Annotated in this window: 21 protein-coding genes; 12 read left to right on the top strand and 9 right to left on the bottom strand. The window is 70.6% G+C overall.

Annotated features, from left to right (window positions below; all coding sequences use genetic code 11):
* The first annotated feature begins 15 nt into the window (after positions 1-15).
* Positions 16-3,063 (top strand): glycoside hydrolase family 38 C-terminal domain-containing protein, encoded by a 3,048-nt coding sequence (locus tag OG219_RS39945; RefSeq protein WP_266835068.1) that lies wholly within the window; start codon positions 16-18, stop codon positions 3,061-3,063.
* Between the two features lie 56 nt (positions 3,064-3,119).
* On the opposite strand, the gene OG219_RS39950 is transcribed toward OG219_RS39945, so the two are convergent.
* The gene (locus tag OG219_RS39950) at positions 3,120-4,805 is read right to left on the bottom strand and encodes a carbohydrate binding domain-containing protein (protein ID WP_266835070.1); all 1,686 of its coding nucleotides are present in this window, start codon (positions 4,803-4,805) and stop codon (positions 3,120-3,122) included.
* A gap of 132 nt (positions 4,806-4,937) precedes the next feature.
* A complete protein-coding gene (locus tag OG219_RS39955) occupies positions 4,938-6,143 on the bottom strand; it encodes an ATP-grasp domain-containing protein (RefSeq protein WP_266835072.1) in 1,206 nt (401 codons plus the stop codon).
* A gap of 264 nt (positions 6,144-6,407) precedes the next feature.
* On the opposite strand from OG219_RS39955, the gene OG219_RS39960 reads away from it, so the two are divergent.
* A complete protein-coding gene (locus tag OG219_RS39960; RefSeq protein ID WP_266836396.1) occupies positions 6,408-7,316 on the top strand; it encodes a metallophosphoesterase in 909 nt (302 codons plus the stop codon).
* The gene (locus OG219_RS39965) at positions 7,264-7,956 is read left to right on the top strand and encodes a 4'-phosphopantetheinyl transferase (protein WP_266835074.1); all 693 of its coding nucleotides are present in this window, start codon (positions 7,264-7,266) and stop codon (positions 7,954-7,956) included. Before OG219_RS39960 ends, OG219_RS39965 begins: the two co-directional genes overlap by 53 nt.
* 30 nt (positions 7,957-7,986) lie before the next feature.
* On the opposite strand, the gene OG219_RS39970 is transcribed toward OG219_RS39965, so the two are convergent.
* A complete protein-coding gene (locus OG219_RS39970) occupies positions 7,987-8,223 on the bottom strand; it encodes a hypothetical protein (RefSeq protein ID WP_266835076.1) in 237 nt (78 codons plus the stop codon).
* A 240-nt stretch (positions 8,224-8,463) separates the two neighbouring features.
* Between OG219_RS39970 and OG219_RS39975 the strand changes: the two genes are divergently transcribed.
* Positions 8,464-9,501 carry an alpha/beta fold hydrolase gene (locus tag OG219_RS39975; protein WP_266835078.1) on the top strand — a complete coding sequence of 346 codons (1,038 nt, stop codon included), beginning with the start codon at positions 8,464-8,466 and terminating at the stop codon, positions 9,499-9,501.
* Positions 9,502-9,516: 15 nt separating this feature from the next.
* On the opposite strand, the gene OG219_RS39980 is transcribed toward OG219_RS39975, so the two are convergent.
* Genes OG219_RS39980 through OG219_RS39990 form a run of 3 tightly spaced genes read right to left on the bottom strand, consistent with a single transcriptional unit; the run spans position 9,517 to position 11,936 of the window.
* Complete coding sequence (locus OG219_RS39980) at positions 9,517-10,710, bottom strand: MAB_1171c family putative transporter (RefSeq protein WP_266835080.1); 1,194 nt, start codon at positions 10,708-10,710, stop codon at positions 9,517-9,519.
* A 6-nt stretch (positions 10,711-10,716) separates the two neighbouring features.
* Positions 10,717-11,247 carry a toxin-antitoxin system, toxin component gene (locus OG219_RS39985; protein WP_266835082.1) on the bottom strand — a complete coding sequence of 177 codons (531 nt, stop codon included), beginning with the start codon at positions 11,245-11,247 and terminating at the stop codon, positions 10,717-10,719.
* Between the two features lie 32 nt (positions 11,248-11,279).
* Positions 11,280-11,936 carry a helix-turn-helix transcriptional regulator gene (locus tag OG219_RS39990; protein ID WP_266835084.1) on the bottom strand — a complete coding sequence of 219 codons (657 nt, stop codon included), beginning with the start codon at positions 11,934-11,936 and terminating at the stop codon, positions 11,280-11,282.
* A 222-nt stretch (positions 11,937-12,158) separates the two neighbouring features.
* On the opposite strand from OG219_RS39990, the gene OG219_RS39995 reads away from it, so the two are divergent.
* The gene (locus OG219_RS39995; protein WP_266835086.1) at positions 12,159-12,815 is read left to right on the top strand and encodes a hypothetical protein; all 657 of its coding nucleotides are present in this window, start codon (positions 12,159-12,161) and stop codon (positions 12,813-12,815) included.
* Positions 12,816-12,847: 32 nt separating this feature from the next.
* Here the strand turns inward: OG219_RS39995 and OG219_RS40000 are convergent, their stop codons facing one another.
* Complete coding sequence (locus tag OG219_RS40000; protein WP_266835088.1) at positions 12,848-13,636, bottom strand: cache domain-containing protein; 789 nt, start codon at positions 13,634-13,636, stop codon at positions 12,848-12,850.
* A complete protein-coding gene (locus OG219_RS40005) occupies positions 13,593-14,417 on the bottom strand; it encodes a FadR/GntR family transcriptional regulator (RefSeq protein ID WP_266835121.1) in 825 nt (274 codons plus the stop codon). The genes OG219_RS40000 and OG219_RS40005 overlap by 44 nt, the downstream gene beginning before the upstream one ends.
* A 107-nt stretch (positions 14,418-14,524) precedes the next feature.
* Between OG219_RS40005 and OG219_RS40010 the strand changes: the two genes are divergently transcribed.
* From OG219_RS40010 to OG219_RS40025, 4 genes are read left to right on the top strand one after another with little or no spacing between them, the layout of a single operon-like run.
* Complete coding sequence (locus OG219_RS40010; protein ID WP_266835123.1) at positions 14,525-15,562, top strand: ABC transporter ATP-binding protein; 1,038 nt, start codon at positions 14,525-14,527, stop codon at positions 15,560-15,562.
* Between the two features lie 38 nt (positions 15,563-15,600).
* Complete coding sequence (locus OG219_RS40015) at positions 15,601-16,797, top strand: ABC transporter substrate-binding protein (protein WP_266835125.1); 1,197 nt, start codon at positions 15,601-15,603, stop codon at positions 16,795-16,797.
* 3 nt (positions 16,798-16,800) lie between these two features.
* Positions 16,801-17,691 (top strand): ABC transporter permease, encoded by an 891-nt coding sequence (locus OG219_RS40020; protein WP_266835127.1) that lies wholly within the window; start codon positions 16,801-16,803, stop codon positions 17,689-17,691.
* Positions 17,692-17,701: 10 nt separating this feature from the next.
* Entirely contained in the window at positions 17,702-18,517 is an 816-nt protein-coding gene (locus OG219_RS40025; RefSeq protein ID WP_266835129.1) for an ABC transporter permease, read from the top strand.
* 37 nt (positions 18,518-18,554) lie between these two features.
* Here OG219_RS40025 and OG219_RS40030 read toward each other — a convergent pair whose 3' ends face one another.
* Positions 18,555-19,964, bottom strand: a complete 1,410-nt coding sequence (locus OG219_RS40030) for an aminopeptidase P family protein (RefSeq protein WP_266835131.1) — start codon at positions 19,962-19,964, stop codon at positions 18,555-18,557.
* Between the two features lie 102 nt (positions 19,965-20,066).
* On the opposite strand from OG219_RS40030, the gene OG219_RS40035 reads away from it, so the two are divergent.
* The 3 genes from OG219_RS40035 to OG219_RS40045 are packed head-to-tail and all read left to right on the top strand — an operon-like array spanning position 20,067 to position 22,925.
* Entirely contained in the window at positions 20,067-21,230 is a 1,164-nt protein-coding gene (locus tag OG219_RS40035; protein ID WP_266835133.1) for an FAD-binding oxidoreductase, read from the top strand.
* Positions 21,227-21,535, top strand: coding sequence for a (2Fe-2S)-binding protein (locus OG219_RS40040; RefSeq protein WP_266835135.1), 309 nt, complete (start codon positions 21,227-21,229; stop codon positions 21,533-21,535). Before OG219_RS40035 ends, OG219_RS40040 begins: the two co-directional genes overlap by 4 nt.
* Positions 21,528-22,925: an FAD-dependent oxidoreductase gene (locus OG219_RS40045; RefSeq protein WP_266835137.1), complete on the top strand. Its 1,398-nt coding sequence runs from the start codon at positions 21,528-21,530 to the stop codon at positions 22,923-22,925. The genes OG219_RS40040 and OG219_RS40045 overlap by 8 nt, the downstream gene beginning before the upstream one ends.
* Positions 22,926-22,946 lie beyond the last annotated feature (21 nt).

Consider the following 22,946-nt stretch of genomic DNA (forward strand, 5'->3'; position numbering starts at 1 on the left):
TCCTGGAGACTTCCTATGCATGACGAACGCCGCCGTATCGAGGAGCGCGTCGCACGCGTCCACGACCAGCGCATCAAGCCCGCGACCTACGCCGCGACCGTGCCCTTCGAGGTAGAGGCCTGGCAGGCTCCCGGGGAGCCCGTCCCGTTCGAGGAGGCCGCCTCGGCCTCGTACAAGCCGTTCGCCATGGACACCCCCTGGGGCCCGCCGTGGGGCACCACCTGGTTCCGGATGCGCGGAACCGTGCCGCCCGAGTGGACCGGCAAGCGCGTCGAGGCCGTCATCGACCTCGGCTTCACCGGCGACTGGCCCGGCAACCAGGCCGAGGCGCTCGTCCACCTCACGGACGGCACCCCGCTGAAGGCGGTCAACCCGCTCAACCAGTACGTGGCGATCGCCAATCCGGCGACGGGCGGCGAGGAGATCGACTACCTGGTCGAGGCGGCGTCCAACCCGGACATCCTGGCCAACGACTTCGCCCGCCCGACCCCGCTCGGCGACGTCCTCACGGCCGGCGACAAGCCCCTCTACACCTTCCGCCGCGCCGACATCGCCGTCCTGGACGAGGAGGTCTGGCACCTCGACCTGGACATCCAGGTGCTGCGCGAACTGATGCTGGAGCTGAACGAGCAGGACCCGCGCCGCCACGAGATCATGCACGCGCTCGACCACGCCCTGGACCTCCTTGACCTGGACGACATCTCCGGCTCGGCGGCCGAGGTGCGCGCCGCCCTCGTGCCCGTGCTGTCCAAGCCCGCGCACGCCAGCGCCCACACCCTCTCCGGCGTCGGTCACGCGCACATCGACTCCGCCTGGCTGTGGCCGATCCGCGAGACCAAGCGCAAGACGTCCCGCACCTTCTCGAACGTCACCTCGCTCGCCGACGAGTACGAGGAGTTCATCTTCGCCTGCTCGCAGGCCCAGCAGTACGAGTGGGTGCGCGACAACTACCCGCAGGTCTGGGCCCGTATCCAGGAGTCGGTGAAGCGGGGCCAGTGGGCGCCGGTCGGCGGCATGTGGGTCGAGGCCGACGGCAACCTGCCCGGCGGTGAGGCGCTGGCCCGTCAGCTCATCCACGGCAAGCGGTTCTTCATCGAGCACTTCGGCGTCGAGACGAAGGGTGTCTGGCTGCCGGACTCCTTCGGCTACAACGCCGCCTACCCGCAGCTCGCCAAGCTCGCCGGCAACGAGTGGTTCCTGACCCAGAAGCTCTCCTGGAACCAGACCAACAAGCTGCCCCACCACACCTTCTGGTGGGAGGGCATCGACGGCACCCGCATCTTCACGCACTTCCCGCCGGTCGACACCTACAACGCCCGCTTCAGCGGCGAGGAGATGTCCCGAGCCGTCCGCAACTACGCCGACAAGGGCCGCGGCACCCGCTCGCTGGCCCCCTTCGGCTGGGGTGACGGCGGCGGCGGACCCACCCGCGAGATCATGGAACGGGCGCGCAGGCTGGCGGACTTGGAGGGTTCGGCGAAGGTCGTCGTCGAGCATCCCGACGCGTTCTTCGCCGCCGCCCGCGAGGAGTACCCGGACGCCCCGGTCTGGGTCGGCGAGCTCTATCTGGAGCTGCACCGCGCGACCTACACCTCGCAGGCGCGCACCAAGCAGGGCAACCGCAGGAGTGAACACCGGCTCCGCGAGGCCGAGTTGTGGGCGACCACGGCCGCGCTGCACGCGCCGGGCTACGCCTATCCGTACGAGAAGCTTGACCGGCTCTGGAAGACGGTCCTGCTCCACCAGTTCCACGACATCCTGCCGGGGTCCTCGATCGCGTGGGTGCACCGCGAGGCGGAGGCCGAATACGCCCGCGTGGCCGAGGAGTTGGAGGTGCTCACGGCCGAGGCGCTGGCCGCGCTCGGATCGGGGGAGACCCGCGTCTTCAACACGAGTCCGTACGACCGGGCCGAGGTGGTCCGTACGTCGGCGGGTGTCCCGATGTACGCGGAAGTACCGGCGAGCGGCAGCGCGCCCCTCGCCGTCGCCGAGTCCCCGCACCCGGTGACGGTCACCGGGCGGGTCCTCGAAAACGGCCTGGTGCGCGTCGAGTTGGCCGAGGACGGCACCCTCGCCTCGGTACGCGACCTGAAGGCGAACCGTGAAGTCCTCGCGGACAAGGGCAACTTGCTCCGCCTGCACAGCGACCTCCCCAACTACTGGGACGCCTGGGACGTCGACAAGCACTACAAGAACCGCTACACGGACCTCCTGGATGCCGACTCGATCACGGTCGTGGACGAGGACCCGCTGCTCGGCGCGATCAGGGTGGAGCGCAGCTTCGGCAAGGGATCGCGGATCGTGCAGACGATCACCGTCCGCGCGGGCAGCCCCCGCATCGACTTCGAGACGGAGATCGACTGGCACGAGGCCGAGAAGTTCCTCAAGGCCGCCTTCCCGGTCGACATCCGGGCCCCGCACTCCTCCGCCGAGATCCAGTTCGGCCACGTCCAGCGCCCCACCCACACCAACACCAGCTGGGAAGCGGCCCGATTCGAGGTCTACGGCCACCGCTGGGTGCACATCGGCGAACCGGGGTACGGCGTCGCGGTCATCAACGACTCGACGTACGGCCACGACGTCTCCCGCACGGTCCGCGAGGACGGCGGTACGACGACGACCGTACGCCTCTCCCTGGTGCGCGCCCCGCGTGTCCCCGACCCCGAGGCCGACCAGGGCAAGCACCGCTTCACGTACTCGCTCCTTCCCGGGGCGAGCATCGAGGACGCGGTCGCGGAGGGCTACTCGCTCAACCTGCCGCTGCGGGTGGCGGAGGCCGGGCCGACCGAGCCCGTCGTGTCCGTCGAGGGCGAGGGCGTGACGATCGAGGCGGTCAAGCTCGCGGACGACGCCTCGGGCGATGTCGTCGTACGCCTCTACGAGTCCCGGGGCGGTCGTGGGGAGGGTGTGCTGCGCACCGGCTTCGCGCTGGCGGGCGCCCAGGTCACCGATCTCCTTGAGCGCCCCTTCGCGGGAGCGCAGGTGCAGGTGGACGGCGACGCGGTGACGGTCTCGCTGCGGCCGTTCGAGGTGCAGACGCTGCGGCTGGCGCGGCGCCCGTAGAACGCGGGAGGGTGCCCGGCCTTCGTGGCCGGGCACCCTCCTTCGTTTCGGTCGGTTCAGCCGGTGAAGCCGGCCGTGATGGACGTGAACTGCCAGTTGTTCTGGCTGATGCCGGAGCAGTTGCTGACCACTCCGCCGCCGGCGCAGGGACGGTCGCGGTTGACCGACCAGAAGGCGAGCCGGGCGATGTGGTGCGAGTTCGACCAGTCGCGGATCTGCGTCCAGGTCGTCGGTGAGGTGAGCTCCTGCTGGTCGCTGAGCCCGTTCATGCCGGAGATGCCGATGTGCGCGTACGCCGTGGCGTCGTCCCAGCCGAAGGTGGACTTCAGCTTGGTCTTCAGACCCTCGGTGGCGTTCACGGTGTTGCCGTACATGTCGGCGCCGCCGCCGAAGTCGAACGGCATGATCGTGAAGACGTCGATGTTGGCGCCCAGTGCCGAGGCCCGCTCGATGAGCCGGTTGCCCCAGTAGGTCGGGCCCGTCGTCGTCGTACCGAAGGTGATGATGGTGCGCAGCCCCGGGTTGTTCGCCTTGACGATCCTCAGTGCGTTGAGGATGCGGTCCTGGACGACCTCGTTCTCGAACTCGTCCGTGTTCTCGATGTCGACGTCGATCGCCTTGAGCCCGTACGCGTTGATCACCTGCTGGTACGCGCCCGCCAGTGCCTCCGGCGTCGAGCAGTTCGGCCCGAGCTTGTTGCCGCTCCAGCCGCCGATCGAGGGCACGATGTCACCGCCCGCGGCGCGGATGGAGTTGATGACCGACTGGTCGTTGCCGCCGGTCAGCGCGCGACTCCCGTCCCAGGCCGGGCTGCAGCCGCCCGAGGAGAGGATGAACGCCATCGTGAACCACTTGATCCCGGTGGAGCTCATCACCGTACTCACGGCCGGCGGATCGCCCCAGCCGAGGTAGAGGTACGGCGCCGCCTGCTTGAAGGTGGTGCCGGGGGTGCCCGCGTTCGTCGTCACGGCAAGGGAGTTGGAGGCGGCGGAGACGTTCCCGGCCGCGTCCCGTGCCCGCACGGTGAACGTGTACGCCGTGCTCGGCGACAGACCGCTCACGGTCGCGGTCGTGCCCGACACGGTGAGCACCTGGTTGGCGCCGCTGTAGATGTTGTAGCCGGAGACGCCGACGTTGTCGCTCGACGCACCCCACGACAGGGACACGCTGGAGGAGGTCTTGGCGGGGGAGGTGAGGTTCGTCGGCGCGGTGGGCGCCTGGGTGTCCGAGCCACCGCCGCCGCCCGGTCCGTCCAGGCTGACGTCGTCGGCGTAGTAGGTGCCCTGGCCGTACCAGCCGTGCGTGTAGATCGTGGCGCTGGTCTGCGAGGCACCGGTCGTGAAGTTCACGGTGAGCTGGCTGTACGCCGCCGTGGACGTCGTCCAGGTCGCGGCGCCGCCGTCCACGCCCAGGTACACATAGCTGCCGCGCACCCAGCCCGTCAGGCTGTACGCGGTGTTCGGCAGGACGGCGACGGTCTGGCTGCACTTGGCGTTGTTGCTCGAACTCGCCGCCCCCGCAAGGGCCTTGGTGCCGCCGTGCACGGGGGTGGAGACGATCGAGCCCAGGTTCCCGGTGCAGGACCAGGGGGAGAGGACGCCCGACTCGAAGCCGGGGTTGGTGAGGATGTTGGCCGCGTGGGCCGTGGTGGGCAGGGCGACCGCCCCGGCCAGAGCCAGGGCGGCGGTGCCGAGCAGAGCGAAGAAGCGACGTCTGGAACGCCTGAAGAAGTCGATGCGCACGCGATCTCCCTGAAGTGATGGGGGTGTTCGGGAGTGCTGAAGGTGCGCAACCAAGTTGGTATGGACCAATCACCCTGTCAAGATGCTGTGCGTGAATTGGTCCAGACCGGTTGGTGGGGAGTCGACTGAAGGCTAGGCCGGTGCGATGGCGGCGTTGGCGGACGTGGCGGCCGGGGCGGTGATCGGTGTGATGGTCGGGGTGAGCGTGCTGCTCGTCGTCGGTGCGGTCGTGGTTTCCGCGACCGTCGGCGCAACGGTCTCCGCGGCGGGCGCGGGCATGGCTGGCAGTGTCTCGGCCCGCTGCTGCGGCAACGTCACCGGACGCACCGGACGCGGCCCCGTGACCACGGCGTAGTCCTGCCCGAGCAGCGTGGGAACCACCTCGCCCGTCTCCTCGCCGAGCGCCAACTGCACTGCCGCCCAAGGGGCGTTGATGCCGCACAGTGCGAGCTGGTGCAGTCCGCCGGCCGGCCGGGTGTTGACGTCCATGAGGACCGGCTCGTCCCCGAACATACGGAACTGAATGTTCGTCAGATAGTGCAGTCCGAACGCCTCCGCGAGCCGGCGCGCGGGGTCGATCCAGGAGGGATGGAGCGTGAACCCGCGACGGCGCCCGTTCTTGGTGCGGCCCACCGCCATCCGGACCCGGCCGTCCGGCCCGGTGAGGCAGTCGACGGACACCTCCGGCTCCGCCAGGAGCGGCATCACCAGCCAGTCGACGGGCTTCTCGGCACCCCGCACGGCGTCCTGCACCAGACTCAGCGGCACGTACGAGCTGGGAAATCCGTTGAGGTGGTTGAGTGAGAAGGGGGCGCGCGTGATGACGCGGAAGCCGACTCCGCCCGCTCCAGCCGCGGGCTTGAAGCAGGCCTTGTGACCCGCCGCCTCCAACGCCTCAACGGCGACGAGGAGTTCCTCCTCGTTGCGCACCCGCCACCACGGCGGCACCGGAATGCCCATCGCCTGCAGCGCCTGATACGCCGTCACCTTGTCGTGGAAGATGGCCACGGCCTCGGCGGGCGGCGCGAGCAGGGCCGTACCGAGCGCGGCGAACTCCGCGCGGTGCGCCACGATCGTCGCCTGGTGCAGCACGGGCACGAACACATCGATCTCGTGCCGGGCGCACTGGTCGAGGGCGTACTCGACGTAGGCGGCCCGGGAGAGACCCTCGGGCTCCATGGCGGCGGTGTCGGCAGCGGCCAGGATGGGCGAGTCGGCGTCTCCGTGCGTCGCATGGATCTCGACCGGGCGGCGCTGCGGATTACTTCGCAGCTGATCCATGAAGAACACGTTCTCCGCGTACGTGCGGTTGAGCCAGACGCGTACGCGAGAACCCATGCAGGCCGCCTTTCGGGGTTTCCGGGCACAGCGGAGCAGGCCGTGCCCGGCCAGGGGAGAGGGAGGTGCACCAGGCCGTCGCACACCCGAGGGAGGTTCAGGGCGGTGGTGTTGGGGCGATCATAAGGGGCGCGGGGCGGGTGTGGCGCTACAGGCGTGTTACGGATTCCCGAATTGTGGACCCCGGGCCGCGCGGGACGCTCTTGTCCGGGCTCGGTCCGATGTGTTCTCGTGAGCCCAATCGTGTTCGTGGAAGGGGCGAGGGTGGAGTCGAAGGCCGGCCGTTCGGGACAACTGTTGGCCATCAGCGATCTGCACATCGGATACGCCGAGAACCGCGCCCTCGTCGAGAAGATGCGCCCCCAGTCGGACGACGACTGGCTCCTGGTGGCCGGCGACGTCAGCGAGAGCGTCGCCGACATCCACTGGACCCTCGAAACGCTCGGCGACCGCTTCCGCAAGGTGATCTGGGCGCCCGGCAACCACGAGCTCTGGACCCACCCGAAGGACCCGGTCCAGCTGCGCGGCGTCGCCAGATACGAGCATCTGGTCGCCCTGTGCCGGGAGTTGGGCGTCACGACCCCCGAGGATCCCTACCCGGTCTGGGAAGGTCCGGGCGGCCCGGCGGTGGTCGCACCGCTCTTCCTCCTCTACGACTACTCGTTCCTGCCGAAGGGCTGCACGACCAGGGACGAGGGCCTCGCCTACGCCGAGGGCACCGGGGTGATCTGCACCGACGAGCACTTCCTGCACCCCGACCCCTACCCGAGCCGCGAGGCCTGGTGCCGGGCCCGGGTCGCCGAGACCGAGCGCAGACTCGCCGAGCTGCCCGACGACCTGCCCGTGATCCCGGTCAACCACTACCCGCTCGACCGTCACCCGACGGACATCCTGCGCTACCCCGAGTTCGCGATGTGGTGCGGCACCACGCTGACCGCCGACTGGCACCGCAGGTTCCGCATCGAGACCATGGTCTACGGTCATCTCCACATCCCACGGACCACCTGGCACGAGGGCGTCCGATTCGAAGAGGTGTCCGTGGGCTACCCCCGCGAGTGGCGCACCCGCCCGGGACCGCCGGGCACGCTGCGCCGCATTCTGCCGATGGAGGTCGGAGCCGGTGATCGAGGAGCTGCTCCCGGAGTCCGTCGTGGCCGTGGAGACCTACGGTGACGACGGGGCCGAGGGCACGACCCTGTACCCCGAGGAGCAGGCGCTCCTGACCCGGGCCGTGGCGAAACGGCGGCGCGAGTTCACCGCCGTGCGCGGCTGCGCCCGGCGCGCCATGGAGAAGCTCGGCGTGCCCCCGGCGCCCATCCTGCCCGGCGAGCGCGGCGCCCCGCAGTGGCCCGCGGGCCTGATCGGCAGCATGACGCACTGCGAGGGCTACAGCGCCGCCGCGCTGGCCCGCGCCACCGACCTCGCCTCCCTCGGCATCGACGCCGAACCCCACCTGGCGCTCCCCGAGGGGGTCCTCGACGCCGTGGCCCTGCCCGCCGAGCTGGACAGACTGGCCGGCCTCGGCGGCCGGCTCCCCGCCGTCCACTGGGACCGGCTGCTGTTCAGCGCCAAGGAGTCGGTCTACAAGGCCTGGTTCCCGCTCACCGGGAAGTGGCTGGACTTCGCCGAGGCGGACATCGACCTCATCCTGGACCCCGGGTCCGGCGGCGGCCCCGCCCCGTCGGGGCGACTGCGCGCCGAACTCCTCGTACCGGGCCCGCTGGTCGATGGCCGCCGCGTCGCGTCCTTCGACGGGCGCTGGACCGTCCAGCGGGGCCTGGCCGCGACGGTGGTCACGGTGCCGCACGGCTGAGGCCGCCACGGGGCCCGGCGACCACCGCGCTCAGAGCTGAGTCCGCTCGGGGCACCACGTGTGCAGCAGCCGGAAGAACGCCTCCTCGTTGCCCGCGAGTCCGGCCGCCGCCAGCGCCCGCTCCGCCTCGGCCAGTGCGGCGGGCGGCACCACGGGTGGTCGGCGCCCGTCCGGCGGACTGTCGAAGGCGGCTCGTACGGTCTGGAGGAGACGCAGGTAGGCCTGCACGGCGGCGCGTTCGTGATCGGTCAGTACGGCGGTCGGCATCGGACGGCTCTCCCCGGGGTCGGCTTGTCGAAGCGGTACATGGCGGTACGTGACTCCAGCTTGCCGTCCGCCACTGACAATGCCCTTTTGGTACGCCCAGGTTCGCCCGCTTAGCGGAGGCGAAACCTCACGGAAATCCCTTGTGGGACGGGAGCCCTAGGCTGGAACGGTGAGCGGGGCAGCCGTCTTCCCGGCGGCTCGGGGCTGCCTCTCGGCGGCCTGCGAACAGGAGGCGAGCCCATGGTCGACGTACCGCCCAAGCGACCGCGGCGCACCCTGCGCTCCGTGGGTGACGGGGAGCTGCGCCTGCACCACCGCGTCGTGCACGGCTACCGGCGCGCCTACCGGATGGCGGGCGAGGGCCCGGCCCTCGTCCTGATCCACGGCATCGGCGACTCCTCGGACACCTGGGGAGAGCTGATCCCCGACCTCGCCCGCACCCACACGGTGATCGCGCCCGACCTGCTCGGCCACGGAGCGTCCGACAAGCCGCGGGCCGACTACTCGGTGGCCGCGTACGCCAACGGGGTACGCGATCTGCTCACCACGCTCGACATCGAGTCCGCCACGCTGGTCGGGCACTCGCTGGGCGGCGGCGTCGCGATGCAGTTCGCCTACCAGTTCCCCGAGCGCACCGAGCGGCTGATCCTGGTCAGCGCGGGCGGCGTCGGGGGCGAGGTCAACCCCGTACTGCGGGCGGTCTCGCTGCCGGGCGCCCACCTCATGCTCTCGACACTGAGACTGCCCGGCGCGCGCCTCCAAGTGGGCCTGTTCCTCCGCTTGATGAGGATGCTCAACACCGATCTGGGCCAGGACGCGCCCGAGTTGCTCACCCTCGTGGACGCGCTGCCCGACGCGACGTCCCGCAGCGCCTTCATCCGCACCCTGCGCGCCGTGGTCGACTGGCGGGGGCAGGCAGTGACCATGCTCGACCGCTGCTATCTGACCGAGGGCATGCCCACGATGCTGCTCTGGGGGGACCGGGACAGTGTGGTGCCGGTGCGGCACGCGTACGGGGCGCACAAGGCGATGCCGGGCAGTCGCCTGGAGATCTTCGAGGGCGCGGGCCACTTCCCCTTCCACAGCGACCCGGCACGCTTCCTCGCCCTGGTCGAGGAGTTCACGAGCACGACGAGTCCGGCCGACTGGAGCCGCGAGCACTGGCGCGAACTGCTGCGCGCGGGCCGCCCGGGCACGGCCGTCGGGCAGCCGGACACTGCCCAGAACCGTGCGGTGGAACGGGACCTGCGCGAGGCGAGCGAACGCAGCGCGACGTGACGCCTTGGCCGGTGCCTATCCGATCCGCTCGCGGGAAGCCGTCCCCGCACCGGCCTCGATCCGTTCCCGGGCTGTCGCGACGACCGGGGACTTGCGCAGGGCCATGGACATCCCCACCAGGTCCCGGGGACCGCCGGCAGACTCGGCGGCGGAGGACGGGGCGCTGATGACCTTGCCCTCCGGATCGTCCGCCCTGGCCCGCAGCGCCGCCGTCACCATCGTCGCGTCGGCCTCGGCCCGCGCCCGGTCCGGGCCGGAGCCCGCGGCCACGGCGTCGTCGTAGGCGTGCGCGCGTACCTCGAGGTCGAAGTAGGGGTACAGGGCGAGCATCCCGTCGTGGATGTCGGACTCCCGCTGGGTGACCTGAAGTTCGGCGGGCGCCCACCAGGCGATCCGCACCGCGCGGTCGCCGTGGTCCCCCGCCGGACGCAACTCACGCCACAGCGGACCGAGTTGACGGTACGTCGACCAGGTGCTCCACACGTCCCCGATGCGCTGGCAGGCCATCGGGACACAGAAACCGATGGCGCAGACGAGCTCTCCGGCGGCGGCCAGCGTGGGAGCGAGGTAGGTGCTCAGGTCGTCGAGGTTCCCGCCGTTCCAGCGGGCGTTGACGGCGGTCAGCTTGGCCGCCGCGAAACCGATGTTGGACAGGAAGCCGACACTCATGACCAGCAGCCCGACGCGCAGCCAGCCGCTCACCTCGACAGCCCAGCGCCAGCACATCACGGTCATCGAGACGTTCGCGACGGCGAGCGCCGTCAGGTACAGCACGATCATCTCGCGCATGTACGGCGTGTTGGCGTAGTAGGTGTCGAAGTCCCGCCGGCGTTCCACGGGCGCGTCCCCGAGCGCGAACAGCACCACCGTCGCCGCGATGACCACGGCGTACCCGGCGATCCAGCGGCGTGAGACGAGCCGCGTGTTCGATCCGCCGCGCCAGTTGATCAGCAGCACCAGGCAGGAGGCGCTGAAGGCGCTCAGCAGGGAGTACACGATCGCCACGGAGAAGTTCGAGATCCCGGTGGCGCGGTTGACCCAGCCGATCGTCGGCGGGGCCGCGAAGAAGAACACCAGGCCGGCGAGGAGGATCAGCGCGTACGCCGACCCCAGCAGCGGGTCGCGCCGGCCGCGCAGCACCGAAGGGCCCTTGATGACCAGGGCGACCGCCATCGCGGCCGCCGGTATGTAGTAGCTGGAGTCGTGCACGCCGCCTCAGCCCTGCGGCCCGCGGTAGCCGAGCGACGCCTCGATCCGGCCCGCGAGTCCGTCGCGTCGGGCAGGCCTGCGCAGTGACGATCCGGCAAGCCACGTACGGCACTTGCTGGCGAGCAGCAGGCCGAAACTCTCGGCCTCCGCCTCGTCCGCGAGGTGCGACCGGGTGCGCGCGGCGACCTTGAGGACGGTCTCCTGGAGGTCCGCGGAGTCGTTGAGTAAGCGGGCCGCGACGGCCGCGCCCTCGACGTGGTGACTGCAGTGCCCGGCCTGCATGTGCCACAGCTCGTGGCCCAGGATCACCAACTGGTGGTCAGGGGCGGTGCGTTCCTCGATGACGACGAGGTCCTGCTCGGCCATGTCGAGCCAGAGCCCGCTGGCGGTCCCGGGCGGGAACGCCGCCGTGCGGAACTGGACGGGGCGCCCGCGGCGTCTGCTCATCGCGTCGCACAGCTCCGCGTAGAGGTCGGCGGGTTCCGCAGGTGCCGGGAGGGTCAGTTCCCCGACCAACTCCCCGCACAGGCGGCGCATTTCCCTTTGGATGCCCACAGTTCTCCCCGTGCTCACGACTCGGGCCGCTTGACGCTTTCCAAGAGCATGTCCAGCCACTCGGCGACCTTGTCCCGGTGCTGGTCGGTGGGCAACTGAGCGGCCCGCCAGGCGATTCCACGGACACCGTGGTCGAGCAGCAGCCGCTCCAGCGGGTCGGCGGCCACCGAGGCGGCCGCGCGCTCACGGTCGGCGAGCCGTTGCAGCAGCTCCTGCTCCGAGCGCTGGAGGGCGCCCACGAGCGCCTCGGAGTCCTCGGCCGTGAGGAATCCCGCATGCACCCTGAAGAAGCGCTGGATGGCGTCGCAGTGCTCCATGGTGGGGCGCCGGTCGCCATTGATGAGGGCTCCGGCCTGCTGCCGCGACATACCGGCGCCGTCCGCGATCTCCTGCTGCGTGTACCGGCGGCCGTTCGGCTTGAGCCGGGTGCGGCGCAGCAGATCCAGTCGCTGCAGGAATCGGGCCTGCAGGTCGGGCTCCCCGGCGCGGCGGCCGCTCAGCAGGGCTCGCACCACGGGGTCCGGGACGCCGGACTCGGCCGACAGCCGCCGGAGGTCGAAGACCTCGGCGTGCTGAACCCCGAGCCGGTCGGCGAGTGCGGTGACCCGGGCCACGACGGCCTGCAGCAGAACCGTCGCCGTGGCGCCCGGAACTTCGAAGCCATCCGTCACCGACAGATCTCCTACATCTCTTCTCAGTTCGCTCTCACGATGGTCAGGAACCATCGGGAGACTAGCCCCTAGCTCGAACTCACATCCAGGTCTCGCCACAACTGTGGCGAGATTCAGCCGTCAACAGGAGTCAAATGCCACGATAGTTGACACGACTGTACTGCGGGCAGCAGGATCAGGGCGCCGCGTGAAGGCCGCAGAGGCAAGAGGGGTGACCTCCCGATGGCGTACCAGGCAGGATGGCAGCGGTCCCAGCCGCGACCTGTCCCCGAGAGTCTCGAAGCCCAGGCGTATCTCCAGGACTACGCCGCTCTTCTCGGGGCCGTCCCGTTCCCCTCCGTCGTCTTCGACCACCGCTGGGACGTCGTCCTGTGCAACGACGCGTTCGAGACACTTTTCGCCGACGTCGCACCGCACCCGACGGCCATGCCGGGCGACAACTTCCTCCGGTTCGTACTGTTCCATCCGGACGCGAGCACGGTCCTCGGCGAGCACGAGTCGAGCTGGTGTCTGCCGATGCTGGCCCACTTCGCGGCCGCCGTGGAGCGGCACGACCAGGACCGCGCACTGCAGTCGATCCGCCGGGACATCGCCCAGGACCCGATCATGGACGTCGCCTACCGGCACGGTCTGCCGCACTGGATCCGCGCGGTCGGCCCGGACGGCGTCGAGCCCGACGGTGCCGTGCGCCCGCTGGTGCACCCCGACCCGCGCTGGGGTCGTACGGACTGCCGGATCGTCGGCGACACCCCCAAGTCCCTTCAGGACATGGGCTACACACGGATGACGCTGGTCCTGCGCGAGGCGCGGCAGGCGGCGACAGGACCGCGCAAGGCACGCAAGACCCGGAACGGCGTGGCGGAGCTGCGGGCGGTGTGAGCCCGCTCGGCCTGCGACCGGTGCGGCGCCGCTCAGCCGTGCGACACGTGCGGCACCACCAGCACGAGGGGAACCCCGTCGCACGGCACCAGCCGCATTCCTTCGAAGCTCTCGGCCCGCGCCCGCGTCAGCACCGACCCGAAGTCCGGCCCCTTGGTGAGTGACCCGGCCAGATGGGCGGGATCGGCGGACGCCGCCACCCGCCCCCGCGCGTTCACCAAGTAGGCCGCCCCCGGCAGCCGTTGGAGCAGCGGGATCACCGCCGACTCGAAGTGCCGCAGATAGACGTCGGCCGCGGCCACCCCCACGAATTTACCCTCCACGTGCACGGGCGCGGACAGCGTCAGGCTGTACTCGTCGGAGCAGAGGTAGTCCACATAGGGCCCGGCGACCGCGCGCTGCCCGGTGTCGCGGGGGAGGGCGAACCAGTCCCAGTGCGTGTAGTCGGAGTACGCCGAGTGCTGCGGGTCGAGGTCGAGCAGCAGCGGTCGTACCTCCCCGCCGGCGCCCTGCTGCCACCACTCCAGCCACGCAGGTACGTCACTCAGCAGCCCGGGCGCCGCGACGAACCCGACGCCCGACACCAACTCCTGCCGGGCGAGCCGGAGATGGAGCCCGGGGCGCAGTGCGGCCAGGTCCGCGCTCGCGGGGCGACGGCTCTGCGCGGCGACCCTGGTGAGCAGGGCCGCCGTATCGGCCCGGGTGGCGGCGACGGCCTCGAAGACGGCTTCCACGGTGGAGCGGACCTGTGCGGCCACGGCCGCCTCCGGTGTCGCGTCAAGCGTCGCCGCGGCGCCGGCCGGGGCGGGGCTCCTGCTCATGGGTGCCCTCCAGCGGACGGGGACCGGACGCGGTGCGCGGCATCGCGAGGCGCAGGGTGATGAGCCGCGCCGTCGAGTCCTGCACGCACCGCTCGGCCAGCGCTCTGGCCGATTCGTGGGCCCCATCCTGCACCGCCGAGATTACGGAGCGGTGACGGTCCGAGACCTCTTCACGATATTCGTCGTTCCCGAGCACGAGACACAACAGAGCCCCCACTTCCGTCTGGAGGGCGACCTGTTCGCGGGTCAGTCGGGCGGACTGTGCCGCCGCGGCCAGCTCGACATGAAACCGGCCGTACACGCGGCTGCGCGCGGCCGCTTCCTCGGCGGAGGCCAACTCATCCAGTGTGCGCCGCAGTTGCTGTAGGTCACCCGGCTCCGTGCGCTGTGCGGCGAGCCGGGCCGCCGCGCCCGACACGGCGGCCCAGTGGTCGCCCAGGTCGCGCAGCTCTTCGGTGCTCCAGGCGGCCAGTCGCGCCCTGAGCCGGTCCTCGCCGGGGTCCTCGGGGAGCGACACGAAGCTGCCGCCGCCGCGCCCCCTGCGGGTGATGACCAGGCCTTGCTGTCGCAGCGCCATCAGGGCCTCACGCAGGGTCACGGTGGAGACGCCGAGCTGTCCGGCCAGCTCGCTCTCGCCGGGCAGTTGCTCCCCGTCGGCGAGCAGGCCGAGCTCGATGGCGTCGCCGAGCCTGCTCACGACCGTCTCGACCCGGGCCCGGTTGTCCACCGGGGTGAAAACCGCTCGCCGGACGCCTTCGCCGCTGTGCTGCTTCACGGTCACCGCCTTGTCCGTTGACTCAACCTTTACTCTAAGGGGGTCTTGAGCTTTGAACTATGACTTCATATCTTTCACTCCAACGTCCGAGTGCACCAGAAAGGTTCCCGACCATGGAGGGAAGTGCGGTCCGGCTCCAGGGACTGCGGAAGGCGTTCGGTGACACGACCGCCGTGGCCGGAGTCGATCTGGACATCGCCGACGGAGAGTTCTTCTCGATGCTCGGCCCGTCCGGCTCCGGCAAGACCACGGTCCTGCGGATGATCGCCGGCTTCGAGAGCCCGACCTCGGGCCGCATCGAACTGGCCGGACAGGAGGTCACGGGGCTCGCCCCGTTCGAGCGGGACGTGCACACCGTCTTCCAGGACTACGCCCTGTTCCCGCACATGACCGTGGAGCAGAACGTCGCGTACGGCCTCAAGGTCCGCAAGGTGCCCAAGGCCGAGCGGCTCCTGCGGGCCCGCGAGGCGCTCGCAGGCGTACGCCTCGGCGACTTCGGCGGGCGGCGCCCGAGTCAGCTCTCCGGCGGCCAGCGCCAGCGTGTCGCGCTCGCCCGTGCCCTTGTCGGGCGCCCCAGCGTGCTGCTCCTCGACGAGCCGCTCGGCGCGCTCGACCTCAAGCTGCGCGAGCAGATGCAGGTCGAACTCAAGGCGATCCAGCGCGAGGTCGGCATCACCTTCGTCTTCGTCACCCACGACCAGGAGGAGGCCCTGACGATGAGCGATCGCATCGCCGTCTTCAACCAGGGCCGGATAGAGCAGGTCGGCACCCCGGCCGAGATCTACGAACGGCCCGCCACCCCCTTCGTCGCGGGCTTCGTCGGCACCTCCAACCTGCTCGAAGGAGCCTCCGCCGAGCAGGTCGTCGGCGACGAGGGCACCTACAGCATCAGGCCCGAGAAGATCCGGGTCCTGAAGGAGTCCGCCGTCGCGGACGAGCCGGAGCACTCCACCGCCACCGGCACCGTCGTCGAGGTCGTCTATCTGGGCGACGCCACCCGTTTCCTCGTGGACCTCGACGCGGGAGGACGCCTGACCGCGCTCCAGCAGAACCTGGAGACCTCCTCCGAGGACGTCGCCGCCTACCGCGGCACCCGCGTCCGGCTCCAGTGGCACCGCCGCCACAGCTTCAAGGTCCCGGACGCCCGCTGATCCCCACCACGCCAGGCCCCTCACGTATGGAGACCCTCGTGCGCCTCAACCGAACCCTTCAAGCCGCGGCCGCCGCCGCGGTGCTCCTCGCGGCCACGGCCTGCGGCTCGTCCGACTCCGCCTCGTCCTCGTCCACCGGCCTCAACCCACCTGACCTCAAGGCGCAGTCCGAGCTCGGAAAGACCGAGGGCGAGGTCAACCTCATCGCCTGGGCCGGCTATGTCGAGGACGGCTCCAACGACCCCGAGGTCGACTGGGTCAGCGACTTCGAGAAGCAGACCGGCTGCCAGGTCAACACGAAGACCGCGGCCAGCTCCGACGAGATGGTCAAGCTGATGAAGACCGGCCAGTACGACGCCGTCTCCGCCTCGGGCGACGCGTCCCTGCGCCTCATAGCCTCCGGCGACGCGGCCCCCGTCAACACCGACCTCGTGCCCAACTACAAGGACGTCTTCAGCGGCCTCAAGCAGCAGGCGTGGAACTCCGTCGACGGCACGGCGTACGGCATCCCGCACGGCCGTGGCGCCAACCTGCTGATGTACAACACCGAGAAGGTCTCGCCCGCCCCGACCTCCTGGTCCGCGGTCTTCGACGACGCCTCCCAGTACAAGGGCCACGTCACGGCGTACGACTCCCCGATCTACATCGCCGACGCCGCCCTGTATCTCAAGGCGACCAAGCCGGAGTTGAAGATCGAGGACCCCTACGCGCTCGACCAGGACCAGTTCGACGCGGCCGTCGACCTGCTCAAGAAGCAGAACGCCAACGTCGGCGAGTACTGGAGCGACTACCTCAAGGAGATCTCCGCCTTCAAGAGCGGTGACTCCGTGGTCGGCACCACCTGGCAGGTCATCGCCAACCTCGCCGAGGGGGAGGGTGCCAAGGTGAAGGCGATCGTGCCGAAGGAGGGCTCCACCGGCTGGTCCGACACCTGGATGCTCTCCGCGAAGGCCGAGCACCCCAACTGCGCCTACAAGTGGATGGACTGGATCATCTCGCCGAAGGTGAACGCCCAGGTCGCCGAGTACTTCGGTGAGGCCCCGGCCAACGCCAAGGCGTGCGAGGAGACCAGCGACGCGAGCTTCTGCGACACCTTCCACGCCACCGACGAGAGCTACTTCAAGAACATCGCGTTCTGGAACACGCCCATCGAGCAGTGCCTCGACGGACGCACCGACGTGAAGTGCGTGCCCTACGCCAAGTGGGTCCAGGCCTGGACCGAGATCAAGGGCTGAGCGATGACTTCTTCCGTGCAGGCCGCCGGACGGTCACCCGTCCGGCGGCTCGCCGGGACCCTGCACCGCCGCCCCCGGCTCAGGCTGTCCCTGCTGCTGACCGCCCCGCTGCTCTGGCTGGCGGTGCTCTACCTCGGCTCACTGGCCGTGCTGTTCATCTCGGCGTTCTGGACGACGGACTCCTTCACCTCCGAGGTCGTGAAGGTCTGGTCCACCGACAACTTCGAGGCGCTGTTCACCACGCCCGTCTTCCGGCAGGTGATCCTGCGCAGCGTCGGCGTCGCGCTCGCGGTCACCGCCCTGTGCGCGGTGATCGCCTTCCCGGTCGCCTTCTTCACGGCCCGGATCGCCAAGCCGAAATGGCGCCCGCTGCTCGTGGTCGCCATCCTCACTCCGCTGTGGGCGAGTTACCTCGTCAAGGTGTACGCCTGGCGGCTGATCGTCTCTCAGGGAGGCCTGGCCGACTGGATGTTGAAGCCGCTGGGGCTGAGCGGACCCGGGTACGGGCTGACCGCGACGGTCATCGCGCTGACGTATCTCTGGCTGCCGTACATGATCCTGCCGATCCACACGGCACTGGAGCAGCTGCCCGCCAACCTCCTTGACGCGTCCGCCGACTTGGGCGCGCGTGCCGGGCGCACCTTCCGCTCCGTGGTCCTGCCGATGGTGGCGCCGGCGGTGGCCGCCGGCTCGGTCTTCACCTTCTCGCTCAGCCTCGGCGACTACATCACCGTGCAGATCGTCGGAGGCAAGACCCAGCTCATCGGCAACCTCGTCTACTCCAACATCGAACTCAACCTGCCCATGGCCGCCGCGCTCGGCACCGTGCCCGTCGTGGTCATCGTGCTCTACCTGCTCGCGATGCGCCGCACCGGCGCCCTGAGCAGTCTCTGAGGAGCCCGCTGTGCAACTGTCCCGTTCCGCGCGCATCGCGCTGCGCGTCGCCGCCGGGCTCGGCTTCGCGGTCATCTACGTCCCGCTCGCGCTCGTCCTGGTCAACTCCTTCAACCCGGACCGCAGCGCGAGCTGGCCGCCGACCGGCCTCACCTTCCACTGGTGGTCGGTCGCCTGGGAGAACACGGGCGCCCGCGAGGCGCTCTGGGTCTCCGTCAAGGCGGGGCTCGGCGCCACCGCCATCGCCCTGGTGCTCGGCACGCTGATCGCGTTCGCGGTGGCCCGGCACCGCTTCTTCGGCCGCGACGCCATCTCCTTCGTGGTCGTCCTGCCGATCGCGCTGCCCGGCATCGTCACCGGCATCGCGCTCAACTCGGCGTTCAGCACGGTACTCGAGCCGCTCGGCGTCGGCCTCGGCATGTTCACCGTGGTCGTCGGCCACGCCACCTTCTGCATCGTCGTCGTCTTCAACAACGTCGTCGCGAGACTGCGCCGCACCTCGGGCAGTTACGAGGAAGCGGCCATGGACCTGGGCGCCGACACCTTCCGGGCCTTCGTCGACATCACCTTCCCGCTGATCCGCTCGGCGCTCCTCGCGGGCGGACTGCTGGCCTTCGCGCTCTCCTTCGACGAGATCGTGGTGACGACGTTCACGGCCGGACCCGGCATCGAGACCCTGCCGATCTGGATCTTCAACAACATGACACGGCCCCAGCAGGCACCGGTCGTGAACGTCGTCGCGGCGGTCCTAGTCCTGTTCTCGGTGATTCCGATCTACGTGGCTCAGCGGCTGTCCGCCGACACGGCGACCGAGAGCAGGATCTGACACGGTGACCGAGAGCAGGATCTGAACCGGCTGGGCGCTATCCGGCGAACTCCCGCATCCATGCCTCGACTTCGTCGGCCGAGCGCGGGAGCCCCGCCGACAGGTTCTCGTACCCCTCCGCCGTCACCAGCAGGTCGTCCTCGATGCGGACGCCGATGCCGCGCCACTCCTCGGGCACCGTCAGGTCGTCGGGCTGGAAGTAGAGGCCGGGCTCGACGGTGAGCACCATGCCCGGCTCCAGGACCCCGTCGACGTACTCCTCGTTGCGGGCCTTCGCGCAGTCGTGGACGTCGAGTCCCAGCATGTGGCCGGTGCCCGCCATGGTGAAGCGCCGCTGCAGACCGAGTTCGTACGCCCGCTCGGCCGGGCCCTCGATGAATCCCCACGCCACGAGGCGCTCGGCCATCGACCGCTGGGCCGCCTCGTGGAAGTCGCGGTAGTGCGCACCCGGCTTCACAGCGGCCATGCCGGCCTCCTGCGCCTCGTAAACCGCGTCGTAGATCTCGCGCTGGAGCGGGGTGAACGTGCCGTCGACGGGGAGGGTGCGCGTGACGTCGGCGGTGTAGAGGGTGCGGGTCTCCACGCCCGCGTCGAGCAGGAGGAGTTCGCCCGGGCGGACCGGGCCGTCGTTGTCCGTCCAGTGCATGATCGTGGCGTGCTCGCCGGCGGCGCAGATGGAGCCGTAGCCGACGTCGTTGCCCTCGACGCGGGCGCGGCGGAAGAAGGTGCCTTCGATCCACCGCTCGGAGGTGGCGACCGCCTGCGACAACTCCCGTACGACATCGGTGAATCCGCGCACCGTGGCGTCCACGGCGCGGCGCATCTCGCCGATCTCCCACTCGTCCTTGACCAGCCGCAGTCCGGACACCGCCTCCTCGAACTCGGCGTCCCGCTCCTCGTCCGTGGTGAGCGCCGCGTCGAGCACGGCGTTGTGACCGCGTACGAGACGGGTCGGTACGCCGGTGTCCTTCAGGTCCTCGGCGATCGTACGGATGTCTCGGCACGGCAGGCCGAGCACCCGCTCCGACTCGGCGAGGGAACGGCGGCGGCCCATCCACAGCTCGGCCGTCTTGCCCGTCCAGAACTCGTCGCTGTCCCTGGTGTCGCGGGGGAGCTGGTAGCAGTGCGCGTCGTGACCGCCGTCCGCGCGCGGCTCCAACACCAGGGCGCCGTCCCGGGCTTGATCCCCCGTCAGGTGGACGTAGCCGGAGTACGGGCGGAACGGGTAGGGGGTGTCGTTCGAGCGGGTCTTGAGGCTTCCGGAGGGGATGACGAGGCGCTCGCCCGGGAAGCGGGCGGAGAGTGCGGCGCGGCGGCGGGCCGCGTACGGCGTCTGTTCGTTCGGCTGGAGGTCACGCTTTTCGGTGTCGGCCCAGCCCGTCCTCATCAGGGCGGAGAGCTCCGCGGAGACACCTTGGTAGAGGCCGTTCTTTCGACCCTTGGCCACGGTCAGGCACCTTCTTCTGCAGTCTTTTTTCGGGTTTCGGGTGAGGCGTGACCGAGCCTAGATGCCCTTGGCCGAAAAGGAAACATGTGACATAGTACTGACGTGACCAAGCGACTGACCTGCGATGTCGTGGTCGTCGGAGCCGGAATGGTGGGCGCGGCAAGCGCCCTCTACGCGGCTCGGGCGGGCCTGGACGTCGTCCTCGTGGACCGCGGCCCGGTGGCCGGCGGTACCACCGGCGCGGGCGAGGGCAATCTGCTCGTCTCCGACAAGGAGCCGGGCCCCGAGCTGGAACTCGCCCTGCTCTCGGGGCGGTTGTGGACCGACCTCGCCCAGGAAGTTGGCGAGGCGATCGAGTACGAGGCCAAGGGCGGCCTCGTCGTGGCCGCCACGCCCGAGGGGCTGGCCGCGCTGGAGACCTTCGCGGTCGGGCAGCGTGCCGCCGGGGTCGAGGCCGCAACGGTCGCCGCCGGGCAACTCCACGACCTGGAGCCCCACTTGGCGCCCGGCCTCGCGGGCGCCGTCCACTACCCGCAGGACGCCCAGGTGATGCCGACGCTGGCCGCCGCCCATCTCGTACGCGCCTCGGGTGCCCGCCTGCTCACCGGCCGGACGGTCACGGAGGTGCTGCGCACGGCGGACGGAGCGGTACGCGGTGTCCGTACGGACAAGGGGGAGATCCACGCCCCGGTGGTCGTGAACGCGGCCGGCACCTGGGGCGGAGAGCTGGCCGCGCTCGCCGGAGTCTCCCTTCCCGTGCTTCCCCGGAGAGGCTTCGTCCTCGTCACCGAACCCCTGCCCCGCATGATCCGCCACAAGGTCTACGCCGCCGACTATGTGGCCGACGTCGCCAGTGACTCGGCCGCACTGCAGACCTCGCCGGTCGTGGAGGGGACGGCCGCGGGGCCTGTGCTGATCGGCGCGAGTCGTGAACGGGTCGGCTTCGACCGGACGTTCTCGCTGCCGGTCGCCCGGGCCCTCGCCGGAGGCGCCACGCGCCTCTTCCCCTTCCTGGAGAAGGTGAAGGCGATGCGCGGGTACCTGGGCTTCCGCCCCTACATGCCCGACCATCTGCCCGCGATCGGTCCCGACGCACGGGTGCCGGGCCTCTTCCACGCCTGCGGGCACGAGGGCGCGGGCATCGGGCTCGCCACCGGCACCGGGCACTTGATCGCCCAGGTGCTGACCGGCAAGACCCCGGATCTCGCCCTCGGACCGTTCCGGCCCAACCGCTTCCCCTCTCCCGCGCCCGAGGAGGCCCAGTGAGTTCCCGTACCCCGCTGGAACTGGCCGACGCCCGGCCCGGACCGGCCTTCACGGTCACGCTCGACGGACGCGAGATCGAAGCCCTGCCCGGGCAGACCGTCGCCGCCGCGCTCTGGGCCGCGGGCGTCACCTCCTGGCGCACCACCCGGGGCGAAGGCCGTCCGCGCGGCGTCTTCTGCGGCATCGGCGTCTGCTTCGACTGCCTGGTGACCGTCAACGGCCGCCTCAATCAACGGGCTTGCCTGCTGCCGCTGAAGCCGGGGGACGCCATCCGCACACAAGAAGGAACCGGTCACGATGGCTGAGGGAACCCGCCTGGCCGTGATCGGCGCCGGCCCCGCGGGGCTCGCCGCCGCGCTCGCCGCCGCCGCGCGAGGTGTCCACGTGACGGTGATCGACTCCGGTGCGGAGGCCGGCGGCCAGTTCTACCGGCAGCCCGCCGAAGGCCTCGGCGCCCGCCGCCCCCAGGCCCTGCACCACCAGTGGCGCACCTGGGAGCGGCTGCGCGACGGACTCGGCGCGCACATCGCCAGTGGACGCGCGGTCCACCTGACGGAACATCATGTGTGGTTCGTGGAACCGGACTTGAACGGATTCACCGTCCACGCCCTGCTCGGACCCGAGCAGGAGGAGCCCGCCGAGGTCCACGCCGACGCCGTACTGCTCGCCACCGGGGGATACGAGAAGGTGCTGCCCTTCCCCGGCTGGACACTGCCCGGCGTGGTGACCGCGGGCGGCGCGCAGGCCATGCTCAAGGGCGGGCTCGTCCTGCCGGGCCGTACCGCCGTGGTGGCGGGCACCGGGCCGCTGCTGCTGCCGGTCGCCACGGGGCTCGCCGCGGCGGGTGCCGAGGTCGCCGCTCTCGTGGAGTCCGCGGACCCGAAGGCGTTCCTGCGTCGGGGCGGGACGTTCGCGGTGTATCCGGCCAAGATCGCGGAGGGCGCCCAGTACGCGGCCGAACTGCTGCGGCACCGGGTGCAGACCTTCGTGCACCACACCGTGGTCGAGGCACACGGCGGGGACCGGCTGGACGCCGTGACCGTGGCCGCACTCGACGCCGACGGCCGGGTGCGGCCCGGAACCGAACGGCGTATCCCCTGCGACACGCTCGCCGTCGGCCACGGCATGCTGCCGCACACCGACCTCGCGGAGGCGCTCGGCTGCCGTATCGACGGGCTCGACGTGCACGTCGACGACGAGCAGCGCACCGATGTCCCCGGAGTCTGGGCGGCCGGCGAGACCACCGGCATCGGCGGCGCCGCCCTCTCGCTCGCCGAGGGCCACATCGCGGGACGCTCGATCGCGGCCAGGCTCTCCGGCGCCGAACCCGACCCGCGCGGCTGGGCGGCGGCAGCGAGGACCCGTACGAAACTGCGGAAATTCTTCGCGGCCGTCGACGGCGCCTACGCGCCGCCCGCGCACTGGACCGAGCTGATCACCGACGACACGGTCGTCTGCCGCTGCGAGGAGGTCACCGGCGGTGCGATCCGCGAGGCCGTCGGCGAACTCGGCGCGGGCGATGTCCGCACGGTGAAGCTGCTGACCCGGGCCGGTATGGGCTGGTGCCAGGGCCGGGTGTGCGGTCCCGCTGTCGCGGGGCTCGCCGGATGCGAACTCACGCCGTCGCGGCGGCCGTTCGCCCGGCCCGTACCGCTCGGGGTGCTGGCCCGTGCGGGGGAGTCCGAGGAACCCTGAGCCCTGCAGCGGGCAGGGCGC

Source organism: Streptomyces sp. NBC_00038 (genome assembly GCF_026343635.1).
GTDB lineage: Bacteria > Actinomycetota > Actinomycetes > Streptomycetales > Streptomycetaceae > Streptomyces.